This window comes from Gracilibacillus salitolerans (assembly GCF_009650095.1).
Classification (GTDB): Bacteria; Bacillota; Bacilli; order Bacillales; family Amphibacillaceae; genus Gracilibacillus; species Gracilibacillus salitolerans.
This window is the reverse complement of record NZ_CP045915.1, coordinates 2,608,216-2,628,709: the sequence shown is the minus strand read 5'-3', so window position 1 is coordinate 2,628,709 and position 20,494 is coordinate 2,608,216. Positions and strand designations below refer to the sequence as shown.

Annotated in this window: 21 protein-coding genes; 18 read left to right on the top strand and 3 right to left on the bottom strand. The window is 35.3% G+C overall.

Translation table 11 applies throughout. The annotated features are described in order from the left end of the window. Positions 1-5: 5 nt before the first annotated feature. The 11 genes from panB (at position 6) to nth (ending at position 11,595) form a co-directional block, all read left to right on the top strand. Entirely contained in the window at positions 6-842 is an 837-nt protein-coding gene (panB, locus tag GI584_RS12330) for a 3-methyl-2-oxobutanoate hydroxymethyltransferase (RefSeq protein WP_153791419.1), read from the top strand. A 2-nt stretch (positions 843-844) separates the two neighbouring features. Then, positions 845-1,717 (top strand): pantoate--beta-alanine ligase, encoded by an 873-nt coding sequence (gene panC, locus GI584_RS12325; protein ID WP_153791418.1) that lies wholly within the window; start codon positions 845-847, stop codon positions 1,715-1,717. 11 nt (positions 1,718-1,728) lie between these two features. Beyond that, positions 1,729-2,112, top strand: coding sequence for an aspartate 1-decarboxylase (gene panD, locus GI584_RS12320; protein WP_100360383.1), 384 nt, complete (start codon positions 1,729-1,731; stop codon positions 2,110-2,112). 658 nt (positions 2,113-2,770) lie between these two features. After that, on the top strand, positions 2,771-5,413 hold the full coding sequence (dinG, locus tag GI584_RS12315; RefSeq protein WP_153791417.1) for an ATP-dependent DNA helicase DinG: 2,643 nt from the start codon (positions 2,771-2,773) through the stop codon (positions 5,411-5,413). Positions 5,414-5,474: 61 nt separating this feature from the next. Then, positions 5,475-6,287, top strand: a complete 813-nt coding sequence (locus GI584_RS12310) for a ComEC/Rec2 family competence protein (RefSeq protein WP_153791416.1) — start codon at positions 5,475-5,477, stop codon at positions 6,285-6,287. A gap of 117 nt (positions 6,288-6,404) precedes the next feature. Continuing rightward, complete coding sequence (locus tag GI584_RS12305) at positions 6,405-6,605, top strand: YpmA family protein (protein WP_100360386.1); 201 nt, start codon at positions 6,405-6,407, stop codon at positions 6,603-6,605. After that, on the top strand, positions 6,571-7,098 hold the full coding sequence (locus GI584_RS12300) for a cell wall elongation regulator TseB-like domain-containing protein (RefSeq protein ID WP_100360387.1): 528 nt from the start codon (positions 6,571-6,573) through the stop codon (positions 7,096-7,098). The genes GI584_RS12305 and GI584_RS12300 overlap by 35 nt, the downstream gene beginning before the upstream one ends. Before the next feature lie 20 nt (positions 7,099-7,118). Next, complete coding sequence (locus GI584_RS12295) at positions 7,119-8,300, top strand: pyridoxal phosphate-dependent aminotransferase (protein ID WP_100360388.1); 1,182 nt, start codon at positions 7,119-7,121, stop codon at positions 8,298-8,300. Between the two features lie 26 nt (positions 8,301-8,326). Further along, the gene (gene asnS / locus GI584_RS12290; protein WP_153791415.1) at positions 8,327-9,619 is read left to right on the top strand and encodes an asparagine--tRNA ligase; all 1,293 of its coding nucleotides are present in this window, start codon (positions 8,327-8,329) and stop codon (positions 9,617-9,619) included. Positions 9,620-10,254: 635 nt separating this feature from the next. Next, positions 10,255-10,929 carry a DnaD domain-containing protein gene (locus tag GI584_RS12285; RefSeq protein WP_153791414.1) on the top strand — a complete coding sequence of 225 codons (675 nt, stop codon included), beginning with the start codon at positions 10,255-10,257 and terminating at the stop codon, positions 10,927-10,929. 9 nt (positions 10,930-10,938) lie between these two features. After that, positions 10,939-11,595 carry an endonuclease III gene (gene nth, locus GI584_RS12280; RefSeq protein WP_153791413.1) on the top strand — a complete coding sequence of 219 codons (657 nt, stop codon included), beginning with the start codon at positions 10,939-10,941 and terminating at the stop codon, positions 11,593-11,595. A gap of 21 nt (positions 11,596-11,616) precedes the next feature. Here the strand turns inward: nth and GI584_RS12275 are convergent, their stop codons facing one another. The 3 genes from GI584_RS12275 to GI584_RS23850 form a co-directional block, all read right to left on the bottom strand. After that, the gene (locus tag GI584_RS12275; protein WP_153791412.1) at positions 11,617-14,382 is read right to left on the bottom strand and encodes a penicillin-binding protein 1A; all 2,766 of its coding nucleotides are present in this window, start codon (positions 14,380-14,382) and stop codon (positions 11,617-11,619) included. Then, positions 14,372-14,986, bottom strand: coding sequence for a Holliday junction resolvase RecU (gene recU / locus GI584_RS12270; RefSeq protein ID WP_100360395.1), 615 nt, complete (start codon positions 14,984-14,986; stop codon positions 14,372-14,374). The genes GI584_RS12275 and recU overlap by 11 nt, the downstream gene beginning before the upstream one ends. Positions 14,987-15,211: 225 nt before the next feature. Further along, positions 15,212-15,325: a spore protein gene (locus GI584_RS23850; protein ID WP_194841986.1), complete on the bottom strand. Its 114-nt coding sequence runs from the start codon at positions 15,323-15,325 to the stop codon at positions 15,212-15,214. 154 nt (positions 15,326-15,479) lie between these two features. On the opposite strand from GI584_RS23850, the gene GI584_RS12265 reads away from it, so the two are divergent. The 7 genes from GI584_RS12265 (at position 15,480) to GI584_RS12235 (ending at position 20,485) form a co-directional block, all read left to right on the top strand. Beyond that, positions 15,480-15,647 carry a hypothetical protein gene (locus GI584_RS12265; protein WP_153791411.1) on the top strand — a complete coding sequence of 56 codons (168 nt, stop codon included), beginning with the start codon at positions 15,480-15,482 and terminating at the stop codon, positions 15,645-15,647. A 69-nt stretch (positions 15,648-15,716) separates the two neighbouring features. Beyond that, positions 15,717-16,073: a DUF1798 family protein gene (locus GI584_RS12260; RefSeq protein WP_100360396.1), complete on the top strand. Its 357-nt coding sequence runs from the start codon at positions 15,717-15,719 to the stop codon at positions 16,071-16,073. 91 nt (positions 16,074-16,164) lie between these two features. Beyond that, positions 16,165-16,467, top strand: coding sequence for a CotD family spore coat protein (locus GI584_RS12255; protein ID WP_153791410.1), 303 nt, complete (start codon positions 16,165-16,167; stop codon positions 16,465-16,467). Positions 16,468-16,907: 440 nt separating this feature from the next. After that, positions 16,908-17,648, top strand: a complete 741-nt coding sequence (sdhB, locus tag GI584_RS12250; RefSeq protein WP_153791409.1) for a succinate dehydrogenase iron-sulfur subunit — start codon at positions 16,908-16,910, stop codon at positions 17,646-17,648. A 71-nt stretch (positions 17,649-17,719) separates the two neighbouring features. Then, positions 17,720-18,085: a DUF1360 domain-containing protein gene (locus GI584_RS12245; protein ID WP_153791408.1), complete on the top strand. Its 366-nt coding sequence runs from the start codon at positions 17,720-17,722 to the stop codon at positions 18,083-18,085. A 129-nt stretch (positions 18,086-18,214) separates the two neighbouring features. Then, positions 18,215-18,829, top strand: coding sequence for a TVP38/TMEM64 family protein (locus GI584_RS12240; RefSeq protein WP_153791407.1), 615 nt, complete (start codon positions 18,215-18,217; stop codon positions 18,827-18,829). 75 nt (positions 18,830-18,904) lie between these two features. Continuing rightward, positions 18,905-20,485 carry an alkaline phosphatase family protein gene (locus tag GI584_RS12235; RefSeq protein ID WP_228552238.1) on the top strand — a complete coding sequence of 527 codons (1,581 nt, stop codon included), beginning with the start codon at positions 18,905-18,907 and terminating at the stop codon, positions 20,483-20,485. Positions 20,486-20,494 lie beyond the last annotated feature (9 nt).

Genomic DNA, 20,494 nt, shown 5'->3' with positions numbered 1-20,494 from the left:
TAAAGGTGAAAAATACGATTCAATTTCAAAAAATGAAAAAGAACGGTGAAAAAATCTCAATGGTTACAGCATATGATTACCCAGCTGCTAAATTAGCAGAAGCAGCTGAAGTTGATATGATTTTAGTTGGTGATTCGCTGGGGATGGTAGTTTTAGGATATAATTCAACGATCGAAGTCACCATAGAAGATATGATTCATCATGGAAAAGCTGTTACACGAGGTGCGCCCAATACTTTTATAGTCGTTGATATGCCTTTTATGTCTTATCATCTGTCATTGGAAAAAGCAATGGAAAATGCACAAAAAATCATGCAACAGACAAATGCCCAAGCGCTTAAAGTCGAAGGAGCTTCTGAAGATACATTAACACTTATCCGAAAATTGACAGAAGCAGGTGTTCCAGTGGTTGGTCATATTGGTTTGACACCACAATCGGTAAACGTGTTAGGCGGTTATCGAATCCAAGGAAAAGATAAGGAAACAGCTAAACAATTAATTATAGATGCAGAGAAGTTAGAAAGTAGTGGAGCATTCAGTGTGGTATTAGAATGTGTACCAGATCGATTAACCAAACATATAAGTAAACATGTATCGATTCCAACGATTGGTATTGGTGCCGGAAAAGATTGTGATGGTCAAGTACTTGTCTATCATGATATTCTACAATACGGAGTAGATTTCAAACCATCATTCGTAAAAGTATATCATGAGGCAGGATCAGATATAAAGGATGCTATTACACAATATCACCAGGATGTAAAAAGTGGGGAATTTCCAGATGATAAGCATACGTTTGATATGGATGAACAACTAGCTAATGATCTGAATTTGGAGGAATAGAAGTGAAAATAGTGCGTACGGTTAACGAACTGGTATCCATTACGGACACATTAAAAAATGACAATAAGACGATAGGTTTTATACCTACAATGGGCTATTTACATGAAGGTCATACAACCCTGATGGATGAGGGCAAAAAGGATGCAGATGTATTAATTGCAAGTATTTTTGTAAATCCCCTTCAATTTGGACCTGGTGAAGATTTTGAGCGTTATCCCAGAGATGAAGAACGTGATCAAAAGGTCTCTGAACAACACGGGGTTGATATTTTATTTATCCCAACTGTCGATGAAATGTATCCTCAGGAATCCACTGTTAAACTTCATGTAAACAAACGTACAGATGTTTTATGTGGTAAAAGTAGACCAGGACATTTCGATGGTGTTGTTACCGTATTAACAAAACTTTTTCATATAACAAAAGCAGATTTTGCTTACTTTGGTCTTAAAGATGCACAACAAGTTGCTGTTGTAAAAGGTCTTATTGATGATTTGAATTTTTCTACTAAGCTTATTGCTGTGCCAACAGTAAGAGAGACAGATGGTTTAGCAAAGAGTAGTCGAAATGTATATCTATCAGATCAGGAAAGAGTAGAAGCCGTTCACTTACATAAAGCATTACGTAGAGGTCAGCAATTAATTATTGACGGTGAAAAAAATCCTGTTATGATTATAGAGAAAGTAAAAAAATATATAGAGACATATACTAATGGTCAAATTGATTATGTTGATCTGTTATCATTTCCGTCATTAAAGCTTATGGAAACTATTGATCAACAAATCATCATTGCAGTAGCTGTTCAGTTTAGGAAAGCAAGGCTAATTGATAATATTATTATTAGTGAGAACGGAACTGTACCTAAAGCTATTGTTTAGGGGGAACAATTATGTTACGTACCATGATGAAATCGAAAATTCATCGCGCACGTGTAACAGAAGCAAATTTAAATTATGTAGGCAGTATTACCATTGATGAAGATATTTTAGATAAAGTAGGTATTTTACCGCATGAAAAAGTACAAATTGTAAACAACAATAATGGAGCACGCTTAGAAACGTATGTGATTGCTGGTGAAAGAGGCAGTAAGGTATTTTGTTTAAATGGTGCAGCTGCTCGCCTTGTTCAGCCTGATGATATTATTATAGTCGTTTCTTACGGCATCATATCAGACGAAGAGCTTGTAGAATTTAAACCAAAAGTGGCTGTAATGGATGAGCACAACAATATTAAAGAAATATTAGAACAAGAACCACCATTATCAAGCCTTTAATGAAAACAAACTCTTATCCACCAAGATAAGAGTTTGTTTTTTAAAAACTGCAACTAATGATGAACAGTATCCATAAACTGCGAAGTTATACGTTTTAGATTTGCTTTCTTCCATTCTTTCTGTAGAGGGTGTTATGTCACCGCTTCGGCAGAATACTGCGCTTTCCGTGGGCTCGGCTTCAGCTAACTTTGCAAAGAAAATCGCTTTGCAAAGTGGATCTTCAGCTCTCACTGTCCCACAGGAGTCTCCGCATTCTGCCTACGCTAATTTTAGTGTTCTGATTATCGTTGAATAGAACTTAGGGAACTATATTCCTTGGATTTCCTGTCATTTAATTAGAACACAAATCTAAGCTGCGGGAAAAATGCGAGACTCCTGTGGGAAAGGAACAGTCTGAAGACCCCGCAGGAAGCGGTCTTGGCTTCCGAGGAGGCTGAAGCGTTCCCCACGGAAAGCGAGTATTTTTTCCGCAGCGTCGAGTTAGCACTCAACTATAAACGGAATGGAAGAAAGCTACATCAAGAAAAAACTTCATTGGTTCACAGTAGTTATCTATTGTGAACGATGACTGAGCGTATTTGTTTGATTGTATATATTTATGCGTCAGAAGTTGCGAACTATAAATTGAAATGTAATATCAAGTATCGGGGATGATCCTTTGCAAAAATTTGTTGTAATAGATGTGGAAACTACTGGACAGTTAGCATCAAAAGGTGACCGAATTATTGAAATAGCCTTAGTAGTAATCGAAAACAACCAAATAACAAAACAATATAATCAATTAATCAATCCAGAACGCCCTATTCCATCCTTTATTTCACAATTAACATCTATTACAGATGAAGATGTGGAAGCACAACCCGTATTCGATAATGTCGTACCCGAGTTTAAAGATTTATTGGATAAAGCTATTTTAGTTGCACACAACGTCCCCTTCGATTTAACTTTTTTAAATGAAGAACTTGAACGTGTAGGAGAAACAAAAATCCAACCTTATGTGGTCGATACTGTCGAACTAGCAAGAATATTTTTGCCAAAAGCACCCAGCTACAAATTAAATGAATTAGCTGAATATTTAATGATCAGTCATGAAAATCCACATAGAGCAATATCTGACGCCTTGGTAACCGCTGATTTGCTAATTATGCTGATAAACAAATTACAATACCTACCGGAGAAGGTCATAAATCAAGTATTATCCATATCAAGACCATTACGAACGGATTTTGCTAAGCTGTGTGAATCATTAGACCATATGACCAATCGTACAGATATAGAAGAGTTTAGAGGTTTCTCTTTGAAGAAACAAAAAGAAACAAGAGATGTAGAAACGAGAATTCCCCAAGACTTTTCTAAATATCTAGATGAAATGTATGGTGATAACGGCAGACTGGCCCAAGTTTATGCCCGGTATGAAAAACGAAACGCACAAGTCTTCATAAGCGAAAAAATTTATGATCATTTTCGGATGAATGAACATGCTCTAATCGAAGCAGAAACAGGTCTTGGGAAAACTATTGGATATTTAATTCCAGCTGTTTATGAAGCATTGAATCATCATAATAAAGTAGTGATCAGTACAACAAATACGAACTTACAGTCACAATTAATCGATCAAGATTTAGCAAAACTTGATTTACCCGTTCGAACGGCGATTATTAAAGGGAAAACACATTATTTAAGCCTGCAAAATTTCGAGCAATTTTTTCACGATTCTAATTATCAGTCTTACCAAGATACATTATTAAAAGCAATGATTATAGTATGGCTAACAGAGACAACGACAGGGGATTTAGATGAAATACAGTTTCCTGTTGAAAAACACCCTATTTTTTATCAAATTGTAGTAAATAATGGAACAGCCAGCGAAATTTGGAAGGACTATTGTTTTTATCAAAGAATGCTAAATAAAGCAACTGATGCTTCGATAATTGTTACTAATCATTCACTTTTAGCAATAGACATGTTAGCAGAAAAATCCATACTTCCAGAGTATCAAAGGTTGATTATTGATGAAGCCCATCAACTAGAACAAATGGCAACGAGTTATCTTGGAGATTCTTTAAGCTATTTCGAATTAACTCACTTTTATCAACAATTAGAGAAGAGCTATGGCAAAAGTATTACCTTTCAGCAACATTTAGATACGGTTAAATATGAAACAGATATATTATTCCGACAATTGTATCATTATGTGAAAGAGCATAATAAAAATCAGAAAGCTGTAACAGATGTTGGGCGCTTGAAAACTGTCTGGAATCATGACAAACCAGAGGAACTTGTCGATAGCATATATCGAACAATCATGGTGATAAAAGAGTTAGCTCAATTGTTCCAAGATGATTCAGCAGATGAAAAGAATCAAATCTTCCGAATACAAGAACTGCTTCGTCAACTTTTGATAGAAGAAAAACAGGAAGCAGTTACATGGTTGGAGATTGATCAGCAAGGTGCAGAGAATGCGGTATTTATTCACCATGAGCCATTTTCAGTTAAGGATACCTTACAGGAATATTTATTTAGAAAAAAACAATCGATTATCTTAATCAGTGCTACATTAACCATGAATCAATCTTTCCATTATATAAAAGAAAGGTTAGGACTTGATCCAAAGCATTCTAGAGAGTATATGGTAGAACATCATTTTGATTATCAAAATAATGTACAACTTATGATACCTAATGATCTGCCTGCCATTCAATATCCTAATAATGACGATTTTATTTTTGCTATTAACGAAGCGATCATTTCAATAGCGGAAAAAACGAAAGGCAGAATGTTAGTACTGTTTACTTCATATGATATGTTGCGTAAAAGCTACTTTATTTTAAAAGAAACAGATTTGTTAATGGATTATATAATTATTGGACAAGGTGTCTCGACTGGTAGCAGGAATCGCTTAATTAAACAATTTCAAGCTTTTGACAAATCGATCCTTTTAGGAACGAATGCTTATTGGCAAGGAATTGATATTCCAGGAAATGATTTGTCCTGTTTAATTATTGTGAAGCTACCCTTTCAGTCACCACAAGATCCTGTCTATATTAAAAAAGCAGATTATTTTAAATTACAAGGAATGAATCCGTTTATGGAATTAGCATTACCACAAGCGGTTTTACAATTCAAACAAGGATTTGGCAGGTTGATACGGAAAGACACAGATCATGGCATGATATTTGTTTTCGATGAAAGAATTATGACAAAACGTTATGGTAAGACATTTATTAAATCCATACCAGAAATTCCTATTCATTATGAAAACATGCAAAACTTGCTAAATCGTGTAAGTAAATGGCTATGATAAACTTCCGTATTTGTGAAAACCTACATATATAACAAAAATAAAAGAGGTAGGTTTCCTAATGAAAATACGACTGTTCTGTTGCTTATTATTTTCGATCATGATTAGTAGCTCACCATTATTTGCTATAGCTGATATACCGGAATTAAATACCGATGAAATAGACATTATATTTTTTAATGTACCTCACGGAGAAGCAAGTTTATTAACCAATCATCAAGGTCAGCACATATTAGTTAATACAGCTTCAAAACGCAGTCAAAAGACGTTATATCAGCAATTAAGTAAATTGCACGTTGACAAAATAGAAACGATTGTGATCACAAACCAATCTGAAGAATATACAGGTAACTTATTATATTTTTTGGAGCATTATCAAGTCGAAAGATTAATCATTCCTTCCAACATGAATGTTGAATTTTTAGAAGATGTCGACGTTGAAACTTGGAAGCTAAATGAAGAGTTTGTTCTCTGGGAAGATGTAAATATCCGATCTTTAGATGAAACCAAAGATGGAGATATTTCGTTTTTAATGCGATATGGTAAAGAATCCATTTTATTTTTAAATGACAAAGAAACGACAATTGAACAAAAATTAATTCAACAGACTGTGGATGTAGATATATTAAAGGTAGCTGCTTTCGGTAGTGGACACTCACCGTCGCAAAATTTTCTTGAACATATTGATCCTTATATGAGCATCATTTTCCCGAGCCAAACCCATAAAATTAATGAATCATTAATTGAGCGCTTAAATGCCACTTGGATTGATGTTTACTTTTTGAAACAGTCTGGCACCGTATTTGTACGTTTAAATAAGGATGATTACGAAATTCTTACGGAAAATAGCTCAGTCAGCTTGAAACATTCTTAAATAACCAAATATATTTTAAAATCTACCATGTTTTCAGTTGAAAAAATGATCAAAGTCTATCAAAATAAATAGAGGAGAGTCTTTTTAAACATAGGGAAAGAAACCTTTACTTTCTCTATGTTATATCTGTTGGAGGTGTCTCAAATAAGCCATTCAAAAATCACTACACTGTCCACTGTGCAGCTGACGTATACAGAAGATTTGTATAAAATTGTAGATAGTTTAAATCGAACATTGAAAGAAGATAATCTTATGTTTGGATTAACATTAAGTGAGGATAATGATGAAAAAGCAATCTTTACCATTTATCGGACGTAATAAATTATGGATTATAGTTTCTTTAAGCACTATCGTCGTATTGAGCGCTTTGTTCTATTTCTTTACGCTTTATCAAGAAGTTATGAATAGTAAAACAGAGCACTTTGATGATGTGAGAACTTTAGCAATGGAAAATACTTCACTTGATGTGATACATAGCATTGAACGTTTTCATGGCGATCAGCTATACTATGTGTTAGATGGTGAAACGAACGATAATCAAGCCTCTTTACTATATATGTATCAAGTGGAGGAGGAATGGGAATACGACATGTATAATAAAGAATCCTTTTATTCAGAAGATGTTCTGTTATCAGAATGGCGTGACCGATGTACATCTTGTGAATTTTCAGGTTCTAATGTCGGAATAGATAATGGTTTCCCGGTTCTCGAGATTAAATACTTTGATACAACAGATAGACTGGTGTATGAACATGTTATATTAGAGGATAAATCACATTATCGATTAACTTTAAACCCATCATTTCAATAATAGAAAGGTGATTAAAAAGTATGGAATTAGCAAACAGAGTACAAACATTAACCCCATCATCAACACTTGCCATTACAGCAAAAGCTAAAGAGTTAAGACAAGCTGGACACGATGTTATTGGTTTAGGTGCAGGAGAGCCCGATTTTAATACACCTGTACATATTTTAGAAGCAGCGTCTCAAGCAATGTATGATGGTTTTACTAAATATACTCCTGCTGGAGGAACGGTAGAATTAAAGCAGGCTATTCAATCAAAGATGAAACAAGATCAAGGATTAGACTATGATCTTGACCAAATCATTGTAACAATTGGTGCAAAACATGCGCTCTACACTTTATTTCAGGTCTTGCTGAATAAAGAAGACGAAGTGATTGTTCCAGCTCCTTACTGGGTCAGTTATCCTGAACAGATCAAATTAGCAGAGGGTAAACCAGTATTTGTTGATGCGCAAGAAGAGAATGAATTTAAATTAACACCAGAACAATTAGAAAATGCTATCACAGAAAAAACAAGAGCTGTTATTATTAATTCACCTAGTAATCCTACAGGTGTTATGTATGAAAGAGAAGAATTAGAAGCTTTAGGAGAAGTATGTCTCAAGCATAATATTTTAATCGTTTCAGATGAAATTTATGAAAAATTAACGTACACATCAACAGAACATGTTTCTGTCGCAGAGCTTTCTCCAGCATTAAAAGAACAGACTGTTATCATTAATGGCGTTTCAAAGTCGCATTCTATGACTGGATGGAGAATTGGCTATGCAGTTGGTAACAAACAGATTATTAAAGCGATGTCGAATTTAGCATCACATTCAACATCAAATCCAACATCAATTGCACAGGTAGCAGCAGAAGCAGCTTATCAGGGTACACAACAACCAGTTAGCGAAATGAGGGAAGCATTTAGTGAACGATTAGAAAAATTATATCAATGGTTAGTCGCTATTCCAGGAATTGAATGCGTGAAACCTAAAGGTGCTTTCTACCTCTTCCCAAATGTGAAAAAAGCAGTGGAAATGAATGGATTCGAAACGGTGGACGAATGGGTTACTGCTTTGTTAGAAGAAGAAAAAGTAGCACTAGTTCCTGGTTCCGGATTCGGTGCGCCAAATAATGTTCGTCTTTCCTATGCTATTTCATTAGAGCAACTAGAAGAAGCAGCAAACCGAATTAAACGATTTGTTGAAAATCATCAATAAGTACGAACGATAGTGGAGGAAATATTATGAAAACAACGATTAATCAGGTAGCAAATTATCTCAATCAAGAGGTTTCGATAGGTGTATGGCTTGCCAACAAACGGTCCAGTGGTAAAATCGCCTTTTTACAATTACGTGATGGTACTGGCTTCATCCAAGGCGTTGTTGTAAAAGCAGAAGTTTCAGAAGAAACATTTCAATTAGCGAAGTCGATCACACAGGAGTCATCTTTGTATGTAACTGGAACGATTGTCGAGGATACTCGATCTCCGTTTGGCTATGAAATGCAGGTGAAGGAAATCGAAGTCATCCATGAAGCAACAGATTATCCGATTACACCGAAAGAACACGGGACGGAATTTTTAATGGATCATCGTCACTTATGGTTACGATCCAAAAAGCAACATGCCATTATGAAAATCAGAAACCAAATTATCCAAGGTACGTATCAATTTTTCCAAAAAGAAGGATTTGTTAAAGTTGATCCACCAATTTTAACTGGTTCAGCTGCTGAAGGAACGACTGAGTTATTCCATACTCAATATTTTGATGAAGAGGCTTATTTGTCTCAAAGTGGCCAATTATATATGGAAGCAGCAGCTATGGCACTAGGACGTGTATTCTCATTTGGTCCAACGTTCAGAGCCGAGAAATCAAAAACAAGAAGACACTTAATTGAATTTTGGATGATTGAACCAGAAATGGCTTTTGTAACACATGAAGAAAGCTTAGAAATACAGGAAAATTATGTACAATTTATTATTGAAACCGTGTTGGAAAATTGTGCGTTAGAGCTTAAAATATTGGAACGAAATCTAGATGCTCTAGAAAAAGTCAAAGCACCATTTCCACGTATCACGTATGATAAAGCAATTGAAACGTTAAAGGAAAAGGGATTTACTGATATTGAATGGGGAGAGGATTTCGGTGCTCCTCATGAAACTGCAATTGCTGAAAGTTTTGATCAACCAGTGTTTATTACGCATTATCCTAAAGATATAAAAGCCTTCTATATGAAACCTGATCCAAAGCGTGAAGATGTTGTGCAATGTGCTGATTTAATTGCGCCAGAAGGTTATGGTGAAATCATTGGTGGCTCTGCGAGAATTGATGATCTATCGTTAATGGAGCAACGTTATCAAGAGCATAACCTATCAGGAGACGCATATCAATGGTACCTTGATTTACGTAAATACGGTAGTGTGCCGCATGCTGGTTTCGGTTTAGGATTAGAACGAACTGTTGCTTGGATTAGCGGTGTGGAGCACGTTAGAGAAACAATACCGTTTCCAAGATTATTAAACCGTTTATATCCATAAGTATAGATAATAATCCTTTGCCAAACGTGCAAAGGATTTATCTATTTTAAAAAGAAAACATGAAGCACAAAAATCAGCACATAAAACATAAACTGCGAAGTACCGTGTACATGGATTTGCTTTCTTCCATTCTTGTCTTGATGAGTGCATAACCATCGCTGCGGAAAAATACTCCCTTTCCGGGGGCACGGCCTCAGCTCACTTTGCAAAGAAAATCACTTTGCAAAGTGGATCTTCGGCTCGCGCTGTTCCCCAGGAGTGTCGTATTTTTCCGCAGCTTTGACTAGTGTTTTGGAATAGTGAGAAGAAGTCCCTTGATTATATATCCGAAGATTTTCTTCTTTCAACAATCAGAACATTAGAACCAGCGGAGGCAGAATACGCAGACTCCTGGGGAACAGCGCGAGCTGAAGACCCCGCAGAAAAGCGCACTTGGCTTTTTGAGGAGGCTGAGGCCGTGCCCACGGAAAGCGAAGTATTCTGCCGGAGCGTATCTCACCACTTATCAAAAATCAGGATGGAAAAATTTCCACTGTGTCTCAGTTTTTATCTATTATGAAATAATTGGGCGGTTCGGGAACGGGTATTTTTTCTAATATAGTGTTATCATATTGGTTGAAGGTGGGTTATAAACGATGAAACAAAGCATGCAATACATTTTACATGATCAAATAAATTTTCCGGCGTTATTAATTGAAAAATTCGCATCGTTGGGCCTGAATGAGGCGCAATTAGCTATTATTCTGCAAATTTATACGGCACAAAGAAAGGGTAACAATTTTCCAACACCGGAAGAAATCGCTGAACATTTAACAATCTCAAATGAAATTTGTACTAACTTATTACGACAACTAATACAAAAAGATTTTTTGTCTATAGAAGAGGATCAGGAAGATAACCACATGATAAAAGAATCTTACTCATTAGATCCACTATGGCAAAAATTATATTCCATCGATGAAAAGGTGGAAAAGGTTGATAATAAGGTTGGAGAAGTTTTCCAAAAATTCGAACGTGAATTTGGCAGGCCATTATCACCTTTCGAAATCGAAATGATCAATAATTGGCTAGATGAAGATAATCACGATATTTCGCTTATTTATACTGCATTAAGAGAAGCAGTATTGATGGGGAAAATTAATTTTAAATATATAGACCGTATCTTAATTGAGTGGAAAAAGAAGGGAATCAAATCTTCCCAGCAGGCTCAACAATCTAGCAAATCATTTCACACGCATCAGCAAAATACGTCAGTTAAGAAAGAACATCCTTATGATAAATCATTATATTACAATTGGTTAGAGGAATAGGGGAGAACTATGTTAACCAAAAAAGAAATAAATGTTGTTCTGGAAAGAATCGAGGAGATGTTTCCAGATGCAGAATGTGAATTAGTGCATGATAACCCTTTTGAATTATTAATAGCTGTTGTTTTATCAGCACAATGTACAGATGCTTTAGTAAATAAAGTGACAAAAGACCTTTTTAAAAAATATAAGACTCCAGAAGATTACTTAAATGTACCCTTAGAGGAATTACAACATGATATTCGTTCGATTGGACTATATCGCAATAAGTCAAAGAATATTAGGAAACTTTGTACAACCTTAATAGAAGTGTACGATGGAGTTGTTCCTAATACAAAAGAAGCACTAGAAAATCTCGCTGGAGTTGGTCGTAAAACGGCAAATGTGGTAGCTTCCGTCGCATTTGGAGAACCAGCAATTGCTGTAGATACACACGTTGAAAGAGTTTCTAAACGGTTAGGTATCTGTCGCTGGAAGGATAGTGTTTTAGAAGTTGAAAAAACGCTAATGAGGAAAATTCCTAAAGAAGAGTGGAGTAACACACATCACCGGTTAATCTTTTTTGGCCGTTACCATTGTAAGGCGAAAAGCCCACAGTGTGAAATTTGCCCACTCCTTGAACTTTGTCGTGAAGGTAAAAAGAGAATGCGAAAAAGCAGCAAGGTATAAGAAATACCTTGCTGCTTTTTTTTAATCTTCTTCTCCGTTAGGTTCTTCTTGTTGATTGTTTTGACCTTGACCTGGCTGTTGATCACCTTGATTTTGCTGATCTTCATCAGATTGTTGCTCGTCTTCATTTGGTTGTTCCTCTTGTTCTTCATTATCTTGCTCATTGTCATCAGGCTCTTGTTCTTCATTTTCAATGCCTTGTGTTGGGACTTGAATACTTGCTGAAGGTCCTCGTACGTCCTTATTTTTTAAAAATGGTGTAACATGAACCGTGTACGTTTTATTAGCTTCAAGCTGAGTTATATTAACAGAATTTTTATTCGTGTTAAATTGATCAATTGTCTGACCACCATCTTGAACAACGATTTCAAACTCGATCGGGCCATTCTGATCGTATTCCCAGCTTATTAATGCTGATCGATTTGCTGGATCAAAAGTTTGATTTAACTGGCTGACCTGTGGAAGATCCTCCGCTTCATCTTCCGGAACTTCAACTGTTACTGTTTTAGGATCACTTTCCATATCATCATTTACAGCAATAACCTCAATAGTGTATGTTTTTCCTTTATCCACATTAGAAATTTCTACTTCTTTATTTTCGGTTGTTGTTAAATCATTTAATGATCCATCTGTACCAGCCGAAACTTTGAATTCTACATCATCTCCTTTATGATCCCATTCTGCTGTAATGCTTTCACTTTCTTCATCATAGGAAGCACTTAGATTAGTAACGGGATCAAGTTCATCAAATTTTTCAGAGATTGCATCAGGTTCTGTTCCTTTTACAAATAACTCAGTGACAATTTCAGAATCTGGTGTATATTCACTTGGTCTTTTAGCTGGGTTTGATCCTTTTTCAACTTGTACTTCCACTACAGAATCTGGTTTCACAAAATCTTCTGTCTCCATATCTTGAGAAATAAAACTCATCGTTTCCCTGAATAAATCTTGAGCTATCTTGGTGTTGTTAAGAGCTTTACGTTCTTTATCATAACCGGTCCAAACGGAAACGGTGTAATTGGTAGTATATCCTGCAAACCATGAATCAGGACTTCCGCCGCCTTCATCATCCGTAAGGTTGGTTGTACCTGTTTTACCAGCAAGTTGTAAACCAGAAACATTTGCTCTCGTACCTGTTCCTTCCCTTACTACAGATTTTAACATATCTGTTATCATGTACGCTGTATAGTCGGACATCGCAACAGTTGATTTGGATTCTAACTCTTCTGATCTCCTGTCCGAATAATCTATTCTGATGACAGAGAAAGGTTCATGGTACATACCTTCATTTCCGAAAGTTGCATATGCTCCAGCCATTTCAATTGGTGTGACAGTTGAACCAGCTCCACCGATCGCATCAGTAAGAGTAAAATTATCTTCAAAATCCATTCCAATCCCTTCTGCGAATTCCTTGGCATTGTTATAGCCAACTTCATCTAATGTTTTGACAGCAGGAACATTTAAGGATTGTTCTAGAGCATACCGTATGGACATCCAGCCTTGATAATTACGATTCCAATTTCGAACAACTGCATCTGTACCTTCAATTGGGTATGGTTCATCATCATTTATCTGGTGATACGTAGACCAATTTAATTCCTCAATAGCCGGACCGTAGGAAATAATTGGTTTCATGGTAGACCCGCCTTGACGTCCATTACCGTCTATCGCATAGTTCCAACCATCATTTTCACGGTTTCTACCTGGACCAATCGCTCTGATAGCACCTGTTTTTGTATCAAGTACTGTTAGACCAACCTGCATTTCTTCATCAGCACTATAGTCAATCGGATTATCGTCTGCATCGCTTAATAGAAACTCGACATGTTCTTGCGCGTCTGGATCTAATGTGGTGTAGACATCTAAGCTATCTTTATAAATATCCGCACCAGTTTTTTCTTGAACTTCTTTACGGACTTGTTGTATGAATCCCTCATATTTGACAAACTCAGGTTTCTTTACTGTTAGTAGATCCTCGATATTTACTTCTCTAGCTTCATCTGCTTCTTCTTCACTAATTTTATTATGCTGCACCATATAGTTAAGTACAGTATTCATTCTTTCTTTGGTTAAATCAGGGTTAACAAACGGGTCATAGGCTGTTGGTCGTTGTGGTAATCCAGCTAAGATTGCTGCTTCCGCGAGAGTTAAATCATCAAGGTCTGTTTTACCAAAGTATATTTCTGCTGCCATTGCTACACCATAAGCACCAGAACCATAATAGATTTTGTTAACATACATTTCCATAATTTCTTCTTTGGAATATACTCGATCAAGTTGTAATGCAAGCCATTGTTCCTGCACTTTACGTTTTAATTTCTTATCATTTGTCAGGAATGAGCCCTTCACAACTTGTTGGGTAATCGTACTAGCACCTTGAGCTCCAAATCCCTCTCGGAAGTTCGCAATGACAGCTCCACCAATCCGCCTGAAGTCAATTCCGATATGGTCGTGGAATCGAACATCTTCTGTAGCTAGTATCGCATTCAATAACACAGAAGGCATGTCATCATACTCTATTTTTGTTCTCTTCTCTGCTCCTAGTTTAGCAAATGTATCACCATTAATATCATAAAGGTTTGTTGATGCTGGATCCGATAATAACTCAGCATCTAGGTCTGGCGCCGAAGCAATATAATACGTAAATAATGCGCCAATACCTAAACCGATTACTAAAACGGCGATTAGTGCATATTTCATTATTTTTTTCCATATTGGTTTGTTCTTTGTATTCTTTTGTTTTAACTGTTTTCTTCTTTCCATTCTTGATTGGCTTTTATCTGCCATTAGTTGTTCCTCCGTTCTCCATATAATACTTGTCAATAACAGCCAAGTAATCTACTTTTGCTTGATATCGAATGGGTATTATATAACCTAGCTTTTTCACAGTTTCATAACGAATAGATTTTCTACCACCATTATACTGCTGATCCCAATAGGGAAATAGCTCTTCAGCAGGGAATAAGAATGTTTCTTGACTTACACTAAAACGAATTAATAGAAAGCAAATTCCACCATGATTTACTATGTGTTTCATATGATCTATCTGATGTTGGTGAATGTTATTGAGCGGAAAGGAGTGTTTGTTTTTTGTTTCCTTTGCTTCAAAATCAATATGCTTTCCTTTATATAGTCCATTATAATCCGTAGTTGATGCTTGTTTAAAGTATGCTTCTTTAATAACTGCTGCACTTCTTTTCGGATAATCTACATGAACAATTTGAACAGGTGTTGGTTTCTTATGAATAATCGCAATATCATTTGTTAAATAATATTGATTGGTATCATTAATATCTTCTTCCAGTGACATTCCCCTGTTACTGTAAACCGTTTGAATCGAATGATTAAGTTTTGAAAAAGCTGATGATTTTTTCCCATTTGGATATTGCATAAACTCCCTCCTATATCATCAACACATCCATCATATCATGGATAGATATATCATACGCTAAGCTAATGAAATCTTCAATGAAAATGTATAATGAAAGCCTGATGCAACAGTAAATTCCTAGCTTAAAATTTCGAAAATCGTAACATTTATATGGGGGCTGATTAATAAATCAAAAAAATTGTTCATAAAAAGTCGACATTACGAGATGCAATGTCGACTTTTGTACTAAGTTGATGGACGATTAGGTCCATTTAATTTTTTGTCATTTTGCGTCGGTATCTCTTTGTTATGCTGCTTTTCCCGCCCGTTATTCATCTTTCTCTTTTTATTTACACGCATCACAATCCCTCCTTTGCTTATAGTTTGACTCTTTTTGTATAAAACATACATATTATGGCTAGTTAATGTCAGCTTATTTCTAGTTTTGTCAAGTACAAGGAATTTCAAACGTCATAATCGAATACAGTCAATAATAAATTTAGGAGGGATATGTATGAGTACCAATCATGATATTTTCACGAAAGAGGCGTGTGAAAAAAAATTAAGTGAATTAATGGAACTTGTTGAACATATCGAAACACAATGGGTTTTAAAAACAAACAAGGAAACTCAAAATCAGTATTGGTCACTTAACGACATATACAAGAAAGAGGGCGCATAATAGAATTATTAAAAAATTCATGTTACAGTAATGATGGCTATTACAGTTATAGAAAGGCGGTTTAATAGTTTGTTACTGTTAACATATATAGAGGAATTAGAAAAAAAATTAGGAAGGTTAAAAGAATATTACCTTACTCATGAACGTCCAGAAAACAAAAGGGATCCGCAGTTCTTTGCGTTTGTAAAGGAAAATACCGAACCTGTTTTTGAAACGATAGATCAATGGTATGAAGAAGCATTAAACTTTGTGAAGAACAGGAATGTTAACGTACATCCTCAGCAGGTTGAATCAACAGCGGAAAACATAAAATTATTGTTACTCCACAGTTACTATGTAGATGTAAGAAGAAAAAGGTACATGGAATTACATCAATCGGTAATGTATGTTTTCGATTTATTAAAAAATGATATGCAAAATTTATAAAAAACATCGTTATCATAGGTTGATGCCTTAGACAATCCTCACTATCGTGACATACGCTAGTATAGAATAATAATTAGTGAGGTGACTATAAATGAGACATCGAAGACCGTTTGGTTGTGGAATGCCACCAACACCGACAGTTGTATATCCAACTAAAACTAATGAAGTACACACTTGTAGTGAAAGTGAAGTAAAGCACATTCATCCTTCCCATACTACTTGTGTAAATCATCATTTAGTGAAAAACACGCATTACTATCCACACACAACCTCTTATCAGAATACAGTTGATCAAGTTAATGTATATGGTGGACCAATGCAAGGACCATATAATAATCCAGGAAACCAACCAGGACCTGGCCAATGGAATCCACAAAACATGATGCCACGATAATTCAGAAGAGTAGAGACCATCTTTGATTGATCTTATAAACAATGGAGGATGTGTAAGTTAAACTAGCAGAAAATAACCTGAAAATTTACTCTATACTAACTGTCATGAAAACAATTCATGGCAGTTTTTTATTGTATGAAGTAAACGAGCAGAATTTTAGCACATGCTGATGAATATTCCTGATTTTATTGTTTCATACTAAGTAGAAGGTATATATCATCAGTTGTGGAAGTTTAATGGCAGATAGAATATCTGATTATGAGTTATATAATCTTAATTAAAGTATTTGGTGACTGTTTCACTGTGTTAGGTGTATTAAACATTAGACTATCTGACGAGGATTTCGTGGAAACAAGGTGCACTCAAAAAACTACTTTAGAGATTGTTTCATTTAATTTGAGATGGTTGGATTATCTATAAGATGAATGGGGAGAAATATGATGGGAAATATACAAGTAATTGTTCAAAGGCAAGACGATCCACACTCTAAACCATATGAGGAAGAATTTCTCATTCCCTATCGTGCCAATATGAATATTATTTCCGTCTTAATGTCGATTAGAAGTAATCCGGTTAATAAACAAGGTGAACATACTGCTCCGGTACAATGGGACATGAATTGTTTGGAAGAAGTATGCGGTGCTTGTTCGATGATTATAAATGATATACCAAGACAAGCTTGTTCAACTTTAGTGGATCGATTAGAACAACCAATTAGGTTAAAGCCAATGGAAACTTTTCCAGTAATTCGAGATTTAGTCATTGAGAGAGAAAGAATGTTTCAAGCCTTAAAGAGGGTACAAGCTTGGATTCCAATTGATGGTACATATGATATCGGTTCAGGTCCACGAATGAATGAATCAACACGTCAATGGGGATATGAGTTGTCTAAATGTTTTACGTGTGGTGTTTGCTTAGAAGCGTGCCCAAATGTAAACAATAACTCCGATTTTTTAGGACCTTTTGTTTTTGCTCAAATCGAGTTAAAAAATATACACCCAACTGGAGCAATGCATAAACAGGACCGTCTTGAAGGATTTATGGGGGACGGGGGATTAGAATCATGTGGTAATTCTCAAAACTGTGTACAAGTCTGTCCGAAAGGTGTTCCGTTAACTACCTCCATTGCAAAAATCAATCGCGAAGCAACATTCAAGTCATTTCTTGATTTCTTCGGTTAGGATATTGATTTAAGTAACAATAATTTTATTATGTTAACTGAATACAAAAAGGATCAGCAGGGAGGAAAACGTTGAATAACTTAAATTGGTTAACATATTTCATAATCATCTTGGCAAGTTATCGTTTAACACATTTAATTGTCTTTGATAAAATTACGGAATTTATCAGAAAACCTTTTTTGAAGAAGGAAAAAATTATTGATGACAAAGGAAACGAGCATATTAAAAACGTTCCAACTTCGAAATTTGGTTATCTCCTTAACTGTTATTGGTGTGCAGGGGTTTGGAGTGCGATTATTATCGCGATTTCTTATATGTTTATTCCAACCATTGCTTGGCCGGTTATCTTTATCTTATCGATAGCAGGTGCACAAGCCATCATCGAGACATTTGTAGGAGTAGGAACTAAAGTGACGAAATGGTTCACTGATCAGTAATTTGTGTATTATTTGTACTCATGCGTTACCTTTTCTAGGGAAGAGAGAATAGTATGCGCCAACATGCTGCAATTTTTTGATTAACATGAACAGGTTTCATTTCTAATATAGCTTTAAGGGAGTTCACTCATGAAGAAAGGGATCATTGTTGTCATTTCATATGGAATCATTTTGTTAACTGCTTTCTTTTTTCATGAACCGTTAATCAATTGGTTAAATAGAAGTGAACCATCACAGCTCCCGCTGATGTTTTGTCTTGCTGTTTTCTTTGGGATTATTCCTGTAGTTCCTTTTTCTGTATTCGGCGCATTAATGGGGGCAAAATACGGAATTTGGATGGGCGCGGCTATTAATTGGTTTGGTTCAATTGGAGCTTCAGCTATCTTATTCTTTTTTGCTCGTTTTGTCTTTATAAAGGAATTCCAGCAACTTATTACAAGATTTAATAAGATTAAAAAGTTTGATGAACTTATTAGTCATAATGCCTTTATAGCTGTATTATTTAGTCGAATGATACCGATTATCCCCCCGCCTGTAGTAAATATTTATTCTGGCTTAAGCACTATGTTGTTTAAAACCTATATTCTAGCAACTGCAATTGGACAAATTCCCGGAATGATTGTTTATGCTTTCATAGGAAATCAATTATTCGAATCGATTCAACACTTAATGATGGGAATTGGTATCTATTTAGGCTTCCTAATCATTATCATTCCTTTTTATCGTTGGTGGAGGACGTGCTAATTCGAAATTATGAAGATGACTAATTACTTTGATGGAAGAGGGATTTCTTATATGAAGGAAAGGAGATTGAATAAAGTGTTAAAACTAACTATTATTATTCTCATCATTTTGTTAATACTTTCTCTTGTTTATTTATATTTAATCCAGCCAATCGTGAAAACAAATACATTAAATCAGTCTTCAAACGATACATCTAAACCTGTTGTTATGATTATTATTGATTCTATCATGGATAAACCGTTACAAAATACAATAAAAGAAGGAAAAGCACCAGCATTAGAATTTTTAATTCATAATGGCAACTATTATCCAGATATGGTGAGCAGTTATCCTACTATGTCGGTTACTATTGACAGCACACTGTTAACTGGAACATATCCAAATGATCATAAGGTTCCGGCACTTGTCTGGTACGATGAACAAAATAAACAGTTTATTAGTTATGGCAGTGCCAGAAAAGAAATAATGAAAATAGGAATGAAGCAAGTTCTTCACAATAGCTTGTTTATACTAAATCATCATCACTTAAGTAAAGATGTAAAAACCATTCATGAGGAATTAGATGGGAAATCAGCCTCAGTAAACACACTTGTATTTCGGGGAAACCAAAAACGATTAATAAGCGTACCTAGAATTTTGAATATGAACGGCTTTTTAGAAAAGGGGGATTCGATCAATGGACCAAGACATTTTTCTTATGGCTTATTATCAAAATTAGACCCAAGTAACAACAAGACTCATTTTTGGCAAGCATTTGGTTTTAATAATGAGTTTGCTACAAAAGAACTTAAATTTTTGATCGAGGAAGATCATTTACCTTCCTATTCTCTCGTTTATTTCTCTGATAATGATAAAGTAATACATAAAAATGGAGTAAATGAGATGAAAGGAATTGAAGAGTCTGATAAACAATTGCAAGAAATTCTTAATAGTTATCCATCATGGGAAGAGGCAATACAGGATAATATATGGATTGTAATGGGGGATAGTGGGCAAAGTGACATTGGAAAGGATGAAGAACAAGCATTAATTGATTTGAGGAAATTGCTAAAAGACTATAACATACATCAAATTAGCGGTCCGATTCAAGAACAAGATCAAATCGTTCTAGGATTAAATGAACGTATGTCATTTATTTACTTGTTAGATAGTAAGCTAGAGCAGGAGCAAATTGCCACACAGTTAAAAAGCGAGGATCGAATTAATTTTATAGCATGGAAACAAGATGATGTGGTAAACGTCATTTCTGGGGACAAGGAAGGTCTTCTTTCATTTAAACCTGATGGCATATTCACTGATTCATATGGTCAGAAATGGGAAATAGAAGGTAATGAAAAAATCTTAGATCTCTCTTTAACAAAGGATCTAAAGGTGACGTATCAAGATTTTCCTGATGGACTCGCACGGTTATATAGTTCTTTTTATTCACATTCAGGAAGGTATTTAATTGTAGACGCAAAACCTGGCTTTGAATTTGTTGGAGAGGGATCACCGACTCATGTGAATGGCGCTAGTCATGGATCTCTTTATAAGCATGATTCCTATTTTCCAATGATTGTTACCGGAACTAAATTGAAACCAGAACATAAGCGGATGGTCGATCTAAAGGAATGGATTTTGAAAATAGTAAACGATGCAAATAATGAAGGAATGTAGGAATTTTAA